At 55.6% G+C, this 14,297-nt stretch carries 11 protein-coding genes; 2 read left to right on the forward strand and 9 right to left on the reverse strand.

The annotated features are described in order from the left end of the window. Positions 1-286: 286 nt before the first annotated feature. The 9 genes from ACNKH6_RS01190 to ACNKH6_RS01230 form a co-directional block, all read right to left on the reverse strand. The gene (locus tag ACNKH6_RS01190) at positions 287-1,753 is read right to left on the reverse strand and encodes a Ni/Fe hydrogenase subunit alpha (protein WP_417913718.1); all 1,467 of its coding nucleotides are present in this window, start codon (positions 1,751-1,753) and stop codon (positions 287-289) included. A 2-nt stretch (positions 1,754-1,755) separates the two neighbouring features. Continuing rightward, positions 1,756-2,748 (reverse strand): oxidoreductase, encoded by a 993-nt coding sequence (locus ACNKH6_RS01195; protein ID WP_417913719.1) that lies wholly within the window; start codon positions 2,746-2,748, stop codon positions 1,756-1,758. Further along, a complete protein-coding gene (locus ACNKH6_RS01200) occupies positions 2,745-3,206 on the reverse strand; it encodes a hydrogenase iron-sulfur subunit (RefSeq protein ID WP_417913720.1) in 462 nt (153 codons plus the stop codon). The genes ACNKH6_RS01195 and ACNKH6_RS01200 overlap by 4 nt, the downstream gene beginning before the upstream one ends. Before the next feature lie 14 nt (positions 3,207-3,220). Then, positions 3,221-5,230: an FAD-dependent oxidoreductase gene (locus ACNKH6_RS01205; protein WP_417913721.1), complete on the reverse strand. Its 2,010-nt coding sequence runs from the start codon at positions 5,228-5,230 to the stop codon at positions 3,221-3,223. Continuing rightward, positions 5,227-6,222 carry a CoB--CoM heterodisulfide reductase iron-sulfur subunit B family protein gene (locus tag ACNKH6_RS01210; RefSeq protein ID WP_417913722.1) on the reverse strand — a complete coding sequence of 332 codons (996 nt, stop codon included), beginning with the start codon at positions 6,220-6,222 and terminating at the stop codon, positions 5,227-5,229. Before ACNKH6_RS01210 ends, ACNKH6_RS01205 begins: the two co-directional genes overlap by 4 nt. Continuing rightward, positions 6,219-6,815, reverse strand: coding sequence for a 4Fe-4S dicluster domain-containing protein (locus ACNKH6_RS01215; protein WP_417913723.1), 597 nt, complete (start codon positions 6,813-6,815; stop codon positions 6,219-6,221). Before ACNKH6_RS01215 ends, ACNKH6_RS01210 begins: the two co-directional genes overlap by 4 nt. A 236-nt stretch (positions 6,816-7,051) precedes the next feature. Further along, the gene (locus ACNKH6_RS01220; RefSeq protein ID WP_417913724.1) at positions 7,052-7,627 is read right to left on the reverse strand and encodes a SanA/YdcF family protein; all 576 of its coding nucleotides are present in this window, start codon (positions 7,625-7,627) and stop codon (positions 7,052-7,054) included. Positions 7,628-7,772: 145 nt separating this feature from the next. After that, positions 7,773-10,172 carry a COR domain-containing protein gene (locus tag ACNKH6_RS01225; RefSeq protein WP_417913725.1) on the reverse strand — a complete coding sequence of 800 codons (2,400 nt, stop codon included), beginning with the start codon at positions 10,170-10,172 and terminating at the stop codon, positions 7,773-7,775. Between the two features lie 200 nt (positions 10,173-10,372). Then, positions 10,373-12,016 (reverse strand): DUF4080 domain-containing protein, encoded by a 1,644-nt coding sequence (locus tag ACNKH6_RS01230; protein ID WP_417913726.1) that lies wholly within the window; start codon positions 12,014-12,016, stop codon positions 10,373-10,375. A gap of 329 nt (positions 12,017-12,345) precedes the next feature. On the opposite strand from ACNKH6_RS01230, the gene dnaN reads away from it, so the two are divergent. Further along, positions 12,346-13,494 carry a DNA polymerase III subunit beta gene (gene dnaN / locus ACNKH6_RS01235; RefSeq protein WP_417913727.1) on the forward strand — a complete coding sequence of 383 codons (1,149 nt, stop codon included), beginning with the start codon at positions 12,346-12,348 and terminating at the stop codon, positions 13,492-13,494. Then, the gene (locus tag ACNKH6_RS01240) at positions 13,494-14,210 is read left to right on the forward strand and encodes a biotin--[acetyl-CoA-carboxylase] ligase (RefSeq protein ID WP_417913728.1); all 717 of its coding nucleotides are present in this window, start codon (positions 13,494-13,496) and stop codon (positions 14,208-14,210) included. Before dnaN ends, ACNKH6_RS01240 begins: the two co-directional genes overlap by 1 nt. Positions 14,211-14,297: the final 87 nt, after the last annotated feature.

Consider the following 14,297-nt stretch of genomic DNA (forward strand, 5'->3'; position numbering starts at 1 on the left):
CTCCTCCAAACTCAGGCCATCCCGCTCTTTAATCTCCAAAACCTTCCGACGAAAATCTATTGAATAGGCCATCTGTTTTGTGTGGTTCAGTATGGTGTCATTTTATAGTGCTTCAGCTATAGTATTTCAGATTTTCGTTACGCCGCACCTGATGGCGCACGCCGCAACAACAGAAACCTGAAACACTTATGACAGGAGTAAAATTATTCAACCAGCGACAGTCAAGGCGGGGGAATGAGTTGCCGACTGAGGCAGGAACGCACCCGCCCCAATCGGCAACCTCTTGTCACTCCACAAACTGCTTGATCACATCCACCAGCTCGCCGTGCTGGTTGTGCAGGCGCACTTCCAGCGGCATCTGGCCGGGCAGCGAGTGGGTGGCGCAGCCGAAGCAGGGATCGTAGGCGCGGAAGGCCATTTCCACCATGTTCAGCAGCCCTTCACTGACCTTGCCGCCCTTGATCAGATTCTGGGCCGCTTTCTTGGTGCTCATCTGAATCGGCGCGTAATTGTTGGTGGTACCCACGATGAGGTTAACCTTGGTCAGCAGGCCCTTCTCGTCGGTCCAGTAATGATGGGTGAGCGTGCCGCGCGGTGCCTCGACGATGCCCACGCCCTCAGTGGGAATAGCGGTGGGCTTGCGGTGCACATCCGGCGAGGTGATGTCCTTGTCCGTGACTAACTCCACCCAGCGTTCGGCGGCATAGAGCAGCTCAATCAGCCGCGCCCAATGAATGGCAAGCCGCTGATGCACCGGCTTACCGCCCAGCGTGGCGTACATCCTCTCGTAGTGCTCCTGCGCCAGCGGCGTGGCCATGCCGTCAGCAGCATTCAGGCGGGAAAGTGGAGTCGCCATATACACGCCGCTGTCCTTGCCGTCCACAAAGCCCTTCCAGCCCACATTCTTTAGATACGGGAACTTCAAATACGTCCACGGCTCAACGTGCTCGGCAATATGCCGCATGTAGTCCTTCGGCTCGTATTTGCAATATTCCTTGCCGTCGGGATCAACTACTCGCACCTTGCCGTCATAGAAGTTGACCTTGTTCTTGGCATCCACCAAGCCCATGTAGTAGGTCTTGTGGCAGTAGATGTCGCCGACTATCAGATCAAGATAAGTCTTGTTGGCCAAGACAATATCGTTAAAGGCTTGTAGGCTGAACTGAGCAAAGTCAATCGCCCAGCGGCCCATCGCTTCTATTTCTTTGCGCTCGGCCTCGCTGAGGATTTTGGTTATGCCGCCGGGTATGGCGGTGGCCGGATGCACTTTGCGGCCGCCGATCATCTCCACTGTCTGATGGCCGTATTTGCGCATCTGGATGACCTTGCCGCCGATTTCCAGCCCAACCTTGCGGATCACGCCGAGGATGTTGCGCTCGGACACCGGCGCATCTGGCCCGACAATGAAATCCGGCCCGCCCAAGGCGTAGAAGTGGGTGGTGTGGTCGGTGCAGTAGAAGGCCATGTAGAGCAGCTCGCGCAGCAGCTTGGCCGTGCGCGGCGGGTCAACCTGATAGACCGCATCGCCTGCCTTGGCGCTGGCCATGTGGTGCGCCTCCGGGCAGACACCGCAGATGCGGTTGGTGAGCAGCGGCATTTCCTCCACTGGCCTGCCCACGCAGAAGCGTTCAAAGCCGCGCAGCTCAGGAATCTGGAAATAGGAGTTGGCGACATCGCCGTTCGCGTCCAAGAAGATGTCAATCTTGCCGTGCCCTTCCAGACGGGTGATGGGATCAATGGTGATGCGTTCCATGCCTATGCCTCCTGATTCTTGAATGCTGCCGCGCCCGCCCGGAAGAGCGAATCGGCCAGGTTGAAGCGATAGAATTGCCCAGCTGGATCAGGGATGCCGTCGAGAATGCGCCCGATCTCCTCCGGCTCGTCCGCGTCGATCACCGAGGCGAAGGCGGTCAGCAGGCGCGCGCCGTAATCCGCCACGCCTTCTGCCGGGCCGTAGCAGCCGATGCACTGCGCTCCCACACGCGGACAGCGGGCATCGCAGCCGCTGCGGGTGGCCGGGCCATTGCAAGGAATGCCCTGCTCCAAGATGCACAGCTCCGGGTCTAACGGCGCGACATCCTGAATGCGGCGGAAGGCTTTGATGCTCTTGACATTGCGCGTGCGCGGGCATTCCTCGCAGACCGTGGATTTGCCCGCGCCGATCACCGCGCCCTTGGGCGGCAGCTCGGCCTTGCCCTGCAAGACTTGAATGACTAAATCAATCACCGCCGCAATCTGATGGCTCTCCGGCGGGCAGCCGGGCATGAAGTAATCCACATCCACCACTTGAGCCAAAGTATGCACCCGCTCCGTCAGCATCGGAATGCTGATTTCGCCTTCCGGCACTTTGGTCACAGCCTGCGGGCGGATATTGCTCGGATTGTCTGTGGTCAAAGTGGTGTAGGCCGTGTCAATGATCTCATGCAGCGGTGCCAGATTGGCCAGGCCGGGCACGCAGCCCTCGGTGGCGCAGGAGCCGAACGAGACCAGCAGCTTGGACTTGCGCCGCAGCAGATGGGCCATGTGCTCATTCTCCACATTGCGGATGGAGCCGTTCCACAGCGTGAGCAGGATTTCACCGTCCGCCAGTGCCTCCACATCTTTCACCTTGGCATCCATCGCCACCGGCCAGAAGGCGATCTCGAAGTTTGCGTCCACATCCAGAATTTTTTCATGAATGTTGATGACCGCAATCTCGCAGCCGCCGCAAGAACCAGACCAGTACATTGCAAATTTCGGCTTGCTCATGCTTGCACCTCCTGCGCAACGTCCTGCTTGGAGTCAGCGGCCAGCTTCTTCTGCCAGCCCAGCGGTCCCAAGGCACGTATTTCCTCGACAAAGCTGTTGATCGTGCTGGCCCATTTCGTGCCTTCGGCGGCGCTCACCCAAACTAACCGGATGCGCTCCGGGGCGATGCCCAATCCTTTGAGCAGCCGCTGAAGGAGCAGATGTCGGCGCAGGGCCTTGTAATTCTGCTTGATGTAATGGCATTCGCCCGGATGACAGCCGGTGATCAGCACGCCGTCCGCGCCGCTTGACAGGGCTTTCATGACAAAGGTCGGATCAATGCGGCCTGAGCACATCAGCCGCACCAAGCGGACGTTGGGGGCGTATTTCAGCCGGGTTGTGCCCGCCAGATCAGCGGCCCGGTAGGAACACCAGTTGCAGGTAAAACCGATGATCACCGGTTCAAAGTGTTCGCTCATTCTTTTCTCTCCTCTTATGCCGCAGCCGCGCTGAAATTCCTGAGCAGGCCGTCAATCTGGGCGAATATCTGCTCGTTGCTGAAGCCGGGGCTTCTGATCGCCCCTGCCGGACAGGCGGCCACGCAGGCGCCGCAGCCTTGGCAGAGGGCCGGGTTGATTTCGCTGACATTGTGCTCCGCTTTGAACGAAATGGCGTTGAAGGGGCAGAGGCCGTTGCAGATGCGGCAGCCGGAGCATTGCCACGGGCTGATCACCGCTTTGATCGGCTCCAAGGCGATCTTCTGGCGCATGATCAGGTTGAGCACGCGGGCGGCGGCGGCGCTGCCTTGGGACACGGAAGCTGGGATGTCCTTCGGCCCGCTTGCCGTGCCCGCGACCAGCACGCCTTCGGTCATCGTGGCCACCGGGTCGAGCTTGGCGTGCTTCTCGGTGAACCAGCCGTCTGTCGAGCAGCCGATGCCGAAGAGCCTGCCCACCTCTTTCGCGTCGTGGCGGGGCTGCATCCCGATGGACAGCAGCACCATGTCCACAGGAATGCGCCGCTGCTTGCCGATTAAGGTGTCTTCCACCTGAATGATCAGCTTGCCTTCTTCCTGCGCATTGCGGGCGGCATCAGTCACTTGCGCCACCTTGCCGCGCACGAACAAGGTGCCTTCCTCCAAAACCCGCTGATAAAATTCATCATAGGATTTCATCGGCGTGCGCATGTCAATGTAGAATTCATAGACTGTTGCGCCGGTGCGCTCTTTGACAAGATGAGCGAACTTGAGGCTCTGCATACAGCAGATGTTGGAGCAGTAGTTGTTGTAATTGCGGTCGCGGGAGCCGACGCAGTGGACGATGCCGACAGTCTTGGGCTGGGTTTGCCCGTCACGCAGAACAATCTTGCCGGAGGTCGGCCCGGCGGCATTGCACATCCGCTCAAACTCGATGCTGGTGAAGACATTGGCCAGCCGCCCGTAGCCGTAATTGCTGACCCGGCGGGCATCAAACAAATCATAGCCGGTGGCCAAGATGATGTTGCCGACAGCAATGGTCAGCAGCTCCTCTTTCTGCTCGTAATCAATGGCCTTGGTCGGGCAGGTTTTCTCGCAGACCTTGCAGGTGCCTTTCTGAAAGAAATTGCAGTTGGCGGTGTCAATGACCGGAAATTTCGGCATGGCCTGGGCCGAATTGGTGTAAATCGCCTTGCGGTAGCCTATTCCCGCCTCAAAGACTTGATCCAGCACCTTCTTCGGGCATTTCTCCATGCAGGCGCCGCAGCCGGTGCACAGAGCCTCATTGACGTGGCGCGGCTTTTTCTTGACTGTGACCTTGAAATTGCCAACATAGCCAGCCACCTGCGTCACTTCGCTCCAAGTCAGCAGCTCGATGTTCGGGTGCATTCCGGTCTCGAACATGCGCGGGGTGAGGATGCAGGCCGCGCAGTCCAAGGTGGGAAAAGTTTTGTCAAACTGGGCCATGTGGCCGCCGATGGACGGCTCCCGCTCCACCAGATAGACCTTGTAGCCCGCGTTGGCGATTTCCAAGGCTGCCTGAATGCCCGCAATGCCGCCGCCCACCACCAAGGTGTCGGGATGAATCGGCACCTCAATTTCCTCCAGCGGCTGATTTTTCACCACCCGCTGCACCGCTCCGGCCACCACTGCCTTGGCTTTTTCCGTGGCGGCAGCCCGGTCCTCATGCACCCAAGCAACTTGCTCGCGGATTGAGGCCAATTTGGTGAGATAGGGATTCAGCCCGGCCCGCTTGCCCGCATTGCGGAAAGTCATCTCATGCAGATGCTGCGAGCAGGCCGCGACCACCACCCGCTCCAAGCCCAGCTCCTTGATGTCCTTTTCAATCAGCTCCTGCCCTTGGCTGGAGCACATGAATTTGTAGTCACGGGCGATGACCACGCCTTCCGCGCCCAGCTTTTCCATCACCCAGTCGCGCACCTGCTCCACATCCACGGTGTGGGAGATGTTCGTGCCGCAATGGCAGATGAACACCCCGACTTTGGGTTTGCTGTTGTTCGCGCTCATGCTTTCGCCTCCTCCGCAGCACCTTTGACATTTTTCCGCAGACAAGGCGGCATAGGCAGCCCCTCCTGTTTTTTACGCGGCCCGCCCTCCTCGGCAGATTGAGGAATGTCCATGCCGATCCGCGCCAAGGCTTTTTCCGCGCTGGTGATTTCAGTGCCGAAACCAAGTTTGTCCGGCGCAAACCCTAAGGCCAAGCCGACCAACTGGGTGAAAAAGACGATGGGCATTTCATAATTCGTGCCGAAATGCCGGTTGGTTTCGCTTTGATAGGCATCCACATTCATCTGGCACATCGGACAGACCGTCACCATGATGTCCGCCTGAGCGGCTTCCGCTGAAGAAATCAGGCGGCGGATCAGCTCATAGGCGGTTTCCGGCCCGATCTGCGTCATGTGGCCGCCGCAGCAGGTGGCTGCGCCGGGAAATTCCACCACTTCCGCGCCAATCGCCCGCAGCACCTCTTCCAATTCCACAGGATGTTCCGCGTCTGACCAGCGGTTGGAGTAATCAGGCCGAGGAATCATGCAGCCCATGTACGGAGCCACGCGCAATCCTTTCAGCGGCCTGACGACGTTCGCTCGTAATTTGTCCAAACCAACATCGTTGATGAGGATGTCGAGAAAATGACGGACATCCAAGGCTCCTGGCTGATAGCGCAGGCCGCCTGCGGTCAAGGCCTCGTTGACTGCCGCGCCCAACGAGGGACGTTCGGCCATGTAATAATCAGCCTTGGCTAAATTAAGATAACAGGCTGAACAAGCAGAACAGACGGTCTTGTTGCCCATCTTGGCGGCCAAAGCCAAGTTGCGGGCAATCAGCGAATAGGCCGGAATCAAGTTCATGCCCACATATTCGGTCGCGCCGCAGCAGTTCCAGTCCTCAATTTCCTGAAGATCAATGCCCAGCGGCTTGGCGACTTCCATCAAGGAGAGATAATACGCCTTGGCGTTGCTCTCCATAGCGCAGCCGGGATAAAAGGTGTAGGTGCTCATGCGGCCAGCTCCATCTCCTTGGCTTTGTTGAGAATGGCTGTCAGCTGCTCCATTCCCTTGATCGTTCTCGGCTTCATGCTGATCCGTCCTTTTTTCAACATGCCCAAGCCCATTGCCGCCATGCTGACCATGCGCAGCGGCGCGTGCTTGAGATAATGTCTGCTCGCCAGCCCGAATTCATAGCTGCGGCCATATTTTTCCACCATTTTCACAAAGGTTTCGGCAAAATCGGGCGCAGCAGCATCGCGGTATTTCTTTTCGCGGATGGCCATCGCCTTCAGGGTGTACATCACGTCCGTGATATGCACATTCTGCGGGCAGCGCACCACGCAATGATAGCAGGAGACGCAGACCCACGGCGTGTTGCTTTGCAGCACCTCGTCGCGCATTCCGGCCCGCAGCATGGCGAACAGCGTGCGCGGCGTGTGATCCATGTCCATTTCAGACGGGCAGGAGCCGCCGCAGCTCCCGCACTGAATGCACATCTCCAGCCGCGAAACCCCTGCGGTCTTCATGCTGACCTCATGCAGCAAAGAAAGGTCTTCTTCGTGGGTTAAATGCGCCCGCACTCGTTCATCGGTCATTTCTGGCATATGAGCCTCCATGCCTTGCAGCTAATTTTTTTCTGAAAAAAAGGATAGCGGTTACAAACCACAACGTGGCAGAAGTCAAATTCTACCCTGCATTATTGGATGATTGCAAGCCATTCCTGTGTATAAACGAACATTGTAAAAAATGCTGCCCGCCAACTGATCAGGCAACACAAAGAGATAATTCAAAAAATAAACCAAGGCCCTGCCGGGGGCACCTTTTGGAATTCAACTGCGTATTAAATAATAATTTGTTCGCCAAGAAATCTCGGCTGAGTATAGAAAAGATGCACATCAAGCAGGCACATTGTTTTGGAAAAAATCTCCCTGATTTTGGTCTTAAATCCGTAATATACGTTCACATCTCGCGCATTCAACCCTGACAGCTCAATGCCATACGACCTGCCGATATAGACTGCTCTGGTATTGTGAAATTTCTGCGAAACAACGATTCCATCTTTCTGACCAAAAATTTCTTTAAAACGAATGATCGAATCCAAAGTTCGGAAACCGGCATAATCACAGATCACGTCATCCCATTTCACGCCCATTTTCACCAGATCTCGCTTCATGGTCATCGGCTCGTTGTACTGCATCGTGCCGTTGTCTCCTGACACGATGATTTTTTTACATTTGCCACTGTTGTACAACTCCGCCGCCGCAACGATTCTGTATTGATAATACAGGTTGCGCTTTCCGCCCTTCAGCCATTTAGAGGTGCCGAGAAGAATGGCGCAATGCACCGGTTTCAGCTCGCTGACGCTGTTAAATGTGTATTTTTCATAGCTGCTGATCAGAATGTTGGCGGCAGCCATAAAGATGCAGGCCAAAATCCCAAATAATGCCAAGCCAGCATATATCTTTTTTCTTTTCATCAGGAACCAAATATGAATGACTGATCAGCAGTTGCAATCAGCAACGTTGGGAGCAAATAAAGCAGGGGCGTTTCGCGAAACGCCCCTACTCCTTGCCCAAAAGCAGCGGCGGCACCGAAGGCAGGCCGATATTCTCAGCAATCTTGTTGTAGGTGCGGGCCAATTTCCGCACTTTCTCCGCGCCTTGGTCAACAGATTCCAGCAATTTGCCGAGGCGGGAACTCTTGTCAGCAAGATTGGTGAAGAATTCCTCCAAGCGGCTTTTCGCAGCGGCATCTGGCTCCTTTCCTGCTGCGGCTGCGCGTTCCGCTTCGGCAAGAGCCTTTTCCGTCTTGGCCAATTCATTTTCAACCCGCTTTTTCTCCTTGGCATCATCGAATTCAATATCCGCCTCCGCAATGATATCCTCTTTCAGATTGCGGAACAGCCCTTGCGCCTCTTTAAGCAGATTGGCCGACTGCTGCTGATGCTGGGATTGCTGCTGGCTGTTCGTCTGCGTAACCTGCGGATTACCGATATTTTCCAGATGAATCATGATGTTGTTTCCCTCCTTAATGCGTTCATATTTGCTGACCACGCTGTCCAATAATTCAGAGACAGAAAACGCCCTGCCTGACTTTCCGTGAAAATACTCATTCCTTCCGGCCCGTTCATAACCGAGCAATTCCTGATATTCCACAAAATATTCAGGATCATCATGCTGATGTTGTTGCAGCGGCACCAGCTCTTTCGGTTTCAGCTCCTGAAAGCCAAGACCTGCAATGTGGTGCCGAATCACGCACAAATACCGCTGCTTGTCGTGCGGCCCGCCTTGAATGCTGATGGTGATTCTGCTGCTTTGCTCCTCCATTCTGACAATTGCCTGCACACCGAATTGCTTGTTTTCCAGATACATCCCGTGCCGCCACTGCTGCCGTCGATCTGGAATATCTTCTTTCAGGCGGACCATGAGGCGCGGGAAAAGCGATGACGGCAGGAAGTCATATTCCATGATGAAGCGGAGCAGATTGCCGCCGCGCAGCTCCGGCTCCTGTTCCGGCTCTTTGGGCAGCTGGCTGGGCAGGATGTGCAGGTGCTTGTCATAGCGGTAGCACAGCTCAAATTCCTCCATGATGCGGACAAGATATTCCTGCTCCCGCACCGTGTAAGCAAATGCTTTTTTGGCTGGGTCATATTCATCAGAACGGACTGGCTCCTGATTGAGGATATACTCCAAATCCTCCTCGCGCAAAAGGCCATCTTTGGTCTTTGCCGAATTGATGATTTTATACACACCGACCGTCACCCAATGCGGATCAAGGACATAGATGTCGGCAAGTTTCAGCTTTTCAAAAAAGAGCACCGTGCCGAGATCATTGAGCAGCTTCAGCAGCGTCATCCGGCTTTCCTCATCCTCCACGCCGTGTTCTTTGCAGATGGCAAGGAACTGCTCGCGGCTGATGTAATTCTGCGCTTCGGTCGCTGTTTCCAGTCGCTTTCTGATCATCAGCCACGCTTTGCTGATCACCAAGCCGTACAGCGGCGTTTTTGGAACAGACGCGGCCATGCTGCGCACTAATTCCGGCACGCCGTCATTGCTTTTGCAGGAGATTTGGAAGAAGCGGTTTTCTATTGCAGGAAAGCGGGAATTGATGCTCTTCTGCTCGATGTTGTAAGACGGATTTGCATCCATCTTGTTCATGGCCACGATGCACGGCGGCTTGTCGCCGTATTTCTCGATGTGACGGAGCCATCGCCAATGACATCTGCCGGTGTCGTCGCGGCTGTCTAACACGAGAATATAAAGCGAGCGGCTGCTCATGAAGAAGCGGTGCGAGGCGTGCATGATCTCTTGGCCGCCGAAATCCCAAAAATGCAGGCGGCAGTCTTCGTCAGGATTTGCAAAGCCTGCTATTTCGCTGCCTAAAAGTGGCTGGACATTGATGCCGTGCGTCTGGGATTCATGCTCATCAAAGGGCAAGCCTTGGAGCCGCTTGAGCAGGGAAGTCTTTCCGGCCTTTCCGTCGCCAACCAGCAGCACTTTAGCCTCGCGCAGCGTCACTTTTTCGTCTTTTTCAAAGGAGCGGAAATAAGCGCGGATGGCTTCACGGCCTTGTTTGATGATTTCTGGTGGGGGATGAGTCAGGGGATTACCGCCTACGTTGATCTTGTCCAGCCCCAATAAGCGATCAGAATACACAATCTCAGGAGGCAGCTCTGTAATCCATTTCGGCAAGCTAACAAGCTGATTATAACGTAAATCGATCCACTGAAGCTGACTCATGTCTTTGAGAGCGGAAATATCACTAATCTGATTATTACTTAAATCGAGCATCTCTATCTGATGCAGGTCTTTGAGAGCGGAAATGTTGCCGATTTCGTTGTTATTTAAATAGAGCCTTCGTAGCTGATTGAGATTTTTAAGAAAGGAAATATCGCTAAACTGATTGTCACTTAGATAGAGTGCTTGTAGCTGATCAAGGTTTCTGAGAAAAGAAAAGTTCATACTTGTTTTGCCGAGACCGGATTCGCTCAGACCTAGGCCGGTAACCTTATTGTTTTTATCAGCAAAATAGCCAAGTTGATCAATCCATAACTCTTCGACTCTTGATAGCTGAACTCCCAGAATTTTCTCTATTTTCTTGATAATCTCTAAATCATTCGATGCCATTTTCTTCACCTTCTTTCAGCAGCTTTTTCTTCCCCCTACAACACAACCGCCCGGCAATGTTTCAGCACCCCGCCCGTCTGCTCCAGCAGCAGGGCAACAATGCCCGCCCTTTCGCCCAAACCAAGAACCGCCATCACCTCGGCGGACAGCTCCAGCAGATTAGTTTGTTTGAGAAATTCTGTCCGCGTCCTGCTGCTGAACAAGCCCTCAATTGCCTCCGGCAAGGTCTGGCGCAGACGGTCGCGCAGGGCGGCAGGCGGCGTAATTGCCAGCTCTTCCGGCAGGAAACGATGGCCGCAGCGCAGCCAGTCGTAGCGGAGCAGCTCCAGCAGCAGCGGGCCGTCGCCGCGCTGCCGGGCCAGCTCGGCCAGCAGGCTGCTCATCAGGGCCTGCGTCTGCGCCAGCTGGAAAAAACCGCGCTGGCGGCAGAGTTCGAGCAAGCTGCGAAAAAATGCTGATGGCTCCTCGCCGCGCTGAAGCAGATACGCCCAAAGCGAGGGAAAAAAGCGATTGTTGTGAAACGCCTCGGCGCATTCGCAAAATTCATACAAATCGAGCAGTTCTTCATGCGGCAGCCAGCGCGTGGCCAATACCTCATAGGGCGGCTCGGCGCAGTGGAGCAGGCCGAATTCCGCCGCCCGCGCCTGCATTTCCGTGCCCGGCAGCACTTTGAGCAGGCCGAGTTGAACGTGATGCGGGCGGCAGCGGAAAATCCGGTTGAACGATTCACGGAAGCTGGCCGCGTCTTCAAAAGGCAAGCCAAGAATCAGATCAGCGTGAATGTGAATTGTATTTAACGCGACTAAACGGCGGATGTTCGCTTCCGCCTGCGGCAAATCCATGCGCCGCTTGACTGCCGCCAATGTCTGCTCATTGCAGCTCTGAATGCCAATTTCAAGCTGAAAGAGATCGCAAGGAATTTTTTCCAGCAGAGCAAACATTTCCGCAGTGAAACGGTCTGGCGCGATCTCGAAATGAAAGCGAACGCCGTCCGCCTCAGCTAAGAGAAATTCCCAAATCGCCAATGCTCGTTCCGGCTTGTCGTTGAAGGTGCGGTCAACAAATTTGATGATCAGCGGCTTTGCGGCAATCAGGCAGCGCAGCTCCTCTTGCACCAGCTCCAGCGGCTTGTGGCGCACGCCTTTGGAAATAGACGACAAACAATATGAGCAAGAATACGGGCAGCCGCGTGAGGATTCGTAATAGACCTGCCGGTTTTTCAAATGCGTGCTGAAATCTTCCTGCTGATACGGCGAGGGAAAACTGCGGCTGGGCGCGGCCTGATAACGCGGCTGCAACTTTCCTTGGCGCACATCGTGGAAAAAATCCTCCGCCGCGCCTTCAATCTCACCCAGAAAAACCGTGCAGTTAGGCGGAAGATTGATCATCGCCTCCGCCTGCGGCCCGCCGAGAATAATCGGCAAATCTGGCTGCAAGCGGGCCAAGTCGCTGATCAGACGGCGGATATAAGCATGATTCCAGACATAAACCGAGAAGAGCAGGGCCTGAGCAGGCTGGCCGCTGATCCGCAGCAAGGTCGCGTAATATGGATCATTGAGCGTAAACTGGCTGAGGCGGACAGGCAGCTTCGGCAGGCGGCGTTCCAGCTCGGCCCGCAGGCAGAATTGGGCCAGACAGGAATGGGTGTAGCGGCAGTTCAGGCTGATCAGATGGAGCATGGGCGTGCGAGGTTAAGTTCTCCGCAGAGTTACCTCAATCCGGGCGGAATTGCAACAGCCGCCTTGGTCGCCGGGCAATTAAAAGTTCGTCAGGCAGGCCTGAACTTGGTATAGTTCCCTCTTCAGCGGGGCTGTTGAAAACTTGTTAATAACTTGTTGAAAGTTTGTTGATAACTTTTCAACACAGCGGCAACGGGCCAGTTTTCAACAAAGAATTGCACAAGTTATCAACAGGTCAATCCCTTTAAATCCGATACCTTGGCTGCGTTTTCAACAAACTGACAGCCCCAATACCAACAAGTCTTTTTATATAAAAGGAGTTTCTTGTTATGCCGTTCAATTTCAACATCGCCCGGAAAGACCTGCTGGACGCAGTCAGCGCGCAGCAGAACATCGCCAGCAAAAAGGGCACATTAGCCATTCTCTCCAACGTCCTGCTGGAGGTGCGGAGCAACGAGGTGGTCTTCACCGGCACTGATTTGGAGGTCAGCTTGCGCCAGACCGTCTCCGCCGAGGTTTTTGAGCAGGGCAGCCTGACTCTGCCCGCGAAGAAACTTTTCGAGCTGGCCCGCGAGTCCCGCTCGGAAACCGTGAATTTTAAGGAGGAGGAAAAAAACTGGGTGCGGATCAGCGCGGGCAGCAGCACCTACCGCTTGGCCGGGATGTTGAGCGAGGAATTTCCCCAGTTTGAATACTACGACGAGCAGTCGCTGACCGACATTGAGGCTGAGGCCCTCTGCGATCTGATTGACAAAACCAGCTTTTCCATCGCCGCAGACCGGGAGAACATGTACAACCTCACCGCTGCCTTGCTGCAAAAACGCGAGGAAAACGGCAAAACCGTGCTGCGCATGGTCACTTCCGACGGCCATCGTCTGAGCATCATGAGCCGCGAGGCCGCAGGAATGGCTGGGCTGGATATGGGCCAGTCCATCCTCATTCCGCGCCGTGGCGTGCAGCAGATGCGCAAATTCTGTGAGGAATTGGACAGTTGCCGGGTCGGTGTTGATCAGAAAAAGCTGGTGCTGGAGAGCGAGAACGCTGTCCTTGTCATCCGCCTGATGGAAGGCGATTTCCCGGATTTCGAGAACATCCTGCGCTCGTTGCCACAGGACAACAGCATGTTCATCAACAAAAACCAGTTTTTGGAGTCGCTGAAGCGGATCAACCTCTTCACCGAAGACATTTTCCACGCCATCCGCTTTGAGGCCCAAGGCAGCCGTCTGATTCTGACTTCGGAAAACGCCGACTTCGGCTCGGCGCGGGATGAGATTGACATCACCTACAGCGGCCATGATCTCTGCATGGGCTTCAACTGCCGTTATTTTATTGAGGCCTTGTCAGTTCTGGAAGGCGATGCCATTTCCGCTTCGGTCAATTCCGACGAAAGCCCCTGTTTGATCAGTTCGGCGGCGGATCCCGGCTTTCTCGGCATTGTCATGCCGATGAAACTGAGCAGCCCGCCGTCCATCGCCTGATGCGGCTGCTGCATTTTTCTGTCCTCGGCTCCACCAGCAGCCATGCTCTCGACCTTGCCCGCCAAGGCGCGGAGCACGGCACGGTGGTTCATGCCGATCAGCAAATCGGCGGACGCGGGCGCGGCAGCAAGCAGTTCTGCTCGCCGCCCGGCGGTCTCTATTTTTCCGTCATTCTCCGGCCAGAGCTGGAGCCTGCGGATTTTCCCCTGCTGACTTTGGCCGCCGGGGTCAGCTTGGCCGCCGGGCTGCGCCGGGCCGCTGGCGTGCAGCCGCAGCTCAAATGGCCGAATGATCTGTATTTGTCCGACAGAAAGCTCGGCGGCATCCTCACCGAAAGCGGGCCGCTGCGGGCCGGGCTGCCGGAATTTGTCGTGATCGGGGTCGGCATCAACATCGCCGCGCCGCCGGAGGATTTTCCGCCGGAGCTGCGCGATAAAATCATCACCTTGTCAGAAGCAGGCGCGGTTGTCAGTCCTGCCGCGCTGCTGCCGCTTTTGGTCAATGAGCTGCGGGCCGCACCAGAGCGGCTCAAAGCAGACAAGGCCGCAGTCTTGGCCGCGTGGCGCAGTTTAGATTATCTGCGTGGCAGGCGGCTGGAATATGGGGCAATTCCGGCGGTCGGCGCAGGGCTTGCTGAGGACGGGCGGTATGTTATACTGGATGCTTCAGGTCGAGAACATTTGGTGACGGCTGGGGAAATCCGTTTGAGCGCCTGAACCTGAAATAAAAAAAGATTGACTTCAGGGCGGCTGATCTGTAATCATTTCCCGGCAGCCATGAAGGCACAACTCTAAAAAAAGGAG

Source organism: Candidatus Electronema sp. JM (assembly GCF_048287415.1).
Classification (GTDB): Bacteria; Desulfobacterota; Desulfobulbia; order Desulfobulbales; family Desulfobulbaceae; genus Electronema.

Bases quoted from the DNA above. Each gene is read 5' to 3' on its own strand.
- ACNKH6_RS01220 (WP_417913724.1), bottom strand. From the start codon at position 7,627: ATGGCTGCCGCCAACATTCTGATCAGCAGCTATGAAAAATACACATTT.
- ACNKH6_RS01230 (WP_417913726.1), bottom strand. From the start codon at position 12,016: ATGCTCCATCTGATCAGCCTGAACTGCCGCTACACCCATTCCTGTCTG.
- ACNKH6_RS01225 (WP_417913725.1), bottom strand. From the start codon at position 10,172: ATGAACTTTTCTTTTCTCAGAAACCTTGATCAGCTACAAGCACTCTAT.
- ACNKH6_RS01190 (WP_417913718.1), bottom strand. From the start codon at position 1,753: ATGGAACGCATCACCATTGATCCCATCACCCGTCTGGAAGGGCACGGC.
- ACNKH6_RS01205 (WP_417913721.1), bottom strand. From the start codon at position 5,230: ATGAGCGCGAACAACAGCAAACCCAAAGTCGGGGTGTTCATCTGCCAT.
- ACNKH6_RS01240 (WP_417913728.1), top strand. From the start codon at position 13,494: ATGCGGCTGCTGCATTTTTCTGTCCTCGGCTCCACCAGCAGCCATGCT.
- ACNKH6_RS01200 (WP_417913720.1), bottom strand. From the start codon at position 3,206: ATGAGCGAACACTTTGAACCGGTGATCATCGGTTTTACCTGCAACTGG.
- ACNKH6_RS01210 (WP_417913722.1), bottom strand. From the start codon at position 6,222: ATGAGCACCTACACCTTTTATCCCGGCTGCGCTATGGAGAGCAACGCC.
- ACNKH6_RS01195 (WP_417913719.1), bottom strand. From the start codon at position 2,748: ATGAGCAAGCCGAAATTTGCAATGTACTGGTCTGGTTCTTGCGGCGGC.
- dnaN (WP_417913727.1), top strand. From the start codon at position 12,346: ATGCCGTTCAATTTCAACATCGCCCGGAAAGACCTGCTGGACGCAGTC.
- ACNKH6_RS01215 (WP_417913723.1), bottom strand. From the start codon at position 6,815: ATGCCAGAAATGACCGATGAACGAGTGCGGGCGCATTTAACCCACGAA.